Source organism: Pseudomonas sp. 1 R 17 (assembly GCF_900067035.1).
Taxonomy (GTDB): Bacteria; Pseudomonadota; Gammaproteobacteria; order Pseudomonadales; family Pseudomonadaceae; genus Aquipseudomonas; species Aquipseudomonas marginalis.
Window position 1 is genome coordinate 1 of sequence record NZ_FKLB01000033.1, and the last position, 2,104, is coordinate 2,104.

Consider the following 2,104-nt stretch of genomic DNA (forward strand, 5'->3'; position numbering starts at 1 on the left):
TATCGTCTTCTTCAATGAATCAAGCAATTCGTGTGGGAACTTATGGAGCAGCTGATGTCGTCGATTAAGGAGGTGATCCAGCCGCAGGTTCCCCTACGGCTACCTTGTTACGACTTCACCCCAGTCATGAATCACACCGTGGTAACCGTCCTCCCGAAGGTTAGACTAGCTACTTCTGGTGCAACCCACTCCCATGGTGTGACGGGCGGTGTGTACAAGGCCCGGGAACGTATTCACCGCGACATTCTGATTCGCGATTACTAGCGATTCCGACTTCACGCAGTCGAGTTGCAGACTGCGATCCGGACTACGATCGGTTTTCTGGGATTAGCTCCACCTCGCGGCTTGGCAACCCTCTGTACCGACCATTGTAGCACGTGTGTAGCCCAGGCCGTAAGGGCCATGATGACTTGACGTCATCCCCACCTTCCTCCGGTTTGTCACCGGCAGTCTCCTTAGAGTGCCCACCATCACGTGCTGGTAACTAAGGACAAGGGTTGCGCTCGTTACGGGACTTAACCCAACATCTCACGACACGAGCTGACGACAGCCATGCAGCACCTGTCTCAATGTTCCCGAAGGCACCAATCTATCTCTAGAAAGTTCATTGGATGTCAAGGCCTGGTAAGGTTCTTCGCGTTGCTTCGAATTAAACCACATGCTCCACCGCTTGTGCGGGCCCCCGTCAATTCATTTGAGTTTTAACCTTGCGGCCGTACTCCCCAGGCGGTCAACTTAATGCGTTAGCTGCGCCACTAAGAGCTCAAGGCTCCCAACGGCTAGTTGACATCGTTTACGGCGTGGACTACCAGGGTATCTAATCCTGTTTGCTCCCCACGCTTTCGCACCTCAGTGTCAGTATCAGTCCAGGTGGTCGCCTTCGCCACTGGTGTTCCTTCCTATATCTACGCATTTCACCGCTACACAGGAAATTCCACCACCCTCTACCATACTCTAGTCAGTCAGTTTTGAATGCAGTTCCCAGGTTGAGCCCGGGGATTTCACATCCAACTTAACAAACCACCTACGCGCGCTTTACGCCCAGTAATTCCGATTAACGCTTGCACCCTCTGTATTACCGCGGCTGCTGGCACAGAGTTAGCCGGTGCTTATTCTGTCGGTAACGTCAAAACCATCACGTATTAGGTAATGGCCCTTCCTCCCAACTTAAAGTGCTTTACAATCCGAAGACCTTCTTCACACACGCGGCATGGCTGGATCAGGCTTTCGCCCATTGTCCAATATTCCCCACTGCTGCCTCCCGTAGGAGTCTGGACCGTGTCTCAGTTCCAGTGTGACTGATCATCCTCTCAGACCAGTTACGGATCGTCGCCTTGGTGAGCCATTACCCCACCAACTAGCTAATCCGACCTAGGCTCATCTGATAGCGCAAGGCCCGAAGGTCCCCTGCTTTCTCCCGTAGGACGTATGCGGTATTAGCGTCCGTTTCCGAACGTTATCCCCCACTACCAGGCAGATTCCTAGGCATTACTCACCCGTCCGCCGCTCTCAAGAGAAGCAAGCTTCTCTCTACCGCTCGACTTGCATGTGTTAGGCCTGCCGCCAGCGTTCAATCTGAGCCATGATCAAACTCTTCAGTTCAAACATCTTTGGGTTTTTAAGAAACCCTAAACTTGGCTCAGCAATCGTTGGTTATTCTTTGATTTCTCGCGGAGTAACTTGTGATGCTGATAATCTTGTTGACTATCAGTCTGACTCCACAAGCACCCACACGAATTGCTTGATTCAGTTGTTAAAGAGCGGTTGGTTAAGAGCTTTCGTCTCAACCGAGGCGCGCATTCTACAGCAGCCTCATTTGCTGTCAAGTGATTATTTTCAGAAGCTTTCGAAGATTTCTTCAACAACTTCAACCACTTGCGCTTGCGATCTCTCGTCAGCGGGAGGCGAATTCTACAGCGTTACACGCTGCTGTCAACACCTCTTTTTCTCCGCTTTCGACCGAGAAGATCGAATCGTTAATAGCGTCAAACAACATGACTCTATCAACTCCTTCTGGGCTTCGATGAACTGAAGCAATCCGCTGCCTTATTCTGCATAACTCTTTGTTTACCAAGGAGTTTTGCGTTTCGACTGCGCCGGAAGT

The 2,104-nt window shown here is 51.2% G+C and carries 1 protein-coding gene and 1 rRNA gene; both read right to left on the reverse strand.

What is annotated here, in order from left to right; all coding sequences use genetic code 11:
• Positions 1–65: 65 nt before the first annotated feature.
• Positions 66–1,602 (reverse strand): 16S ribosomal RNA (locus tag BFP99_RS10620).
• 292 nt (positions 1,603–1,894) lie between these two features.
• The coding region (locus tag BFP99_RS33415) for a hypothetical protein (RefSeq protein ID WP_218064734.1) at positions 1,895–2,104 on the reverse strand (210 nt) is incomplete at its 5' end.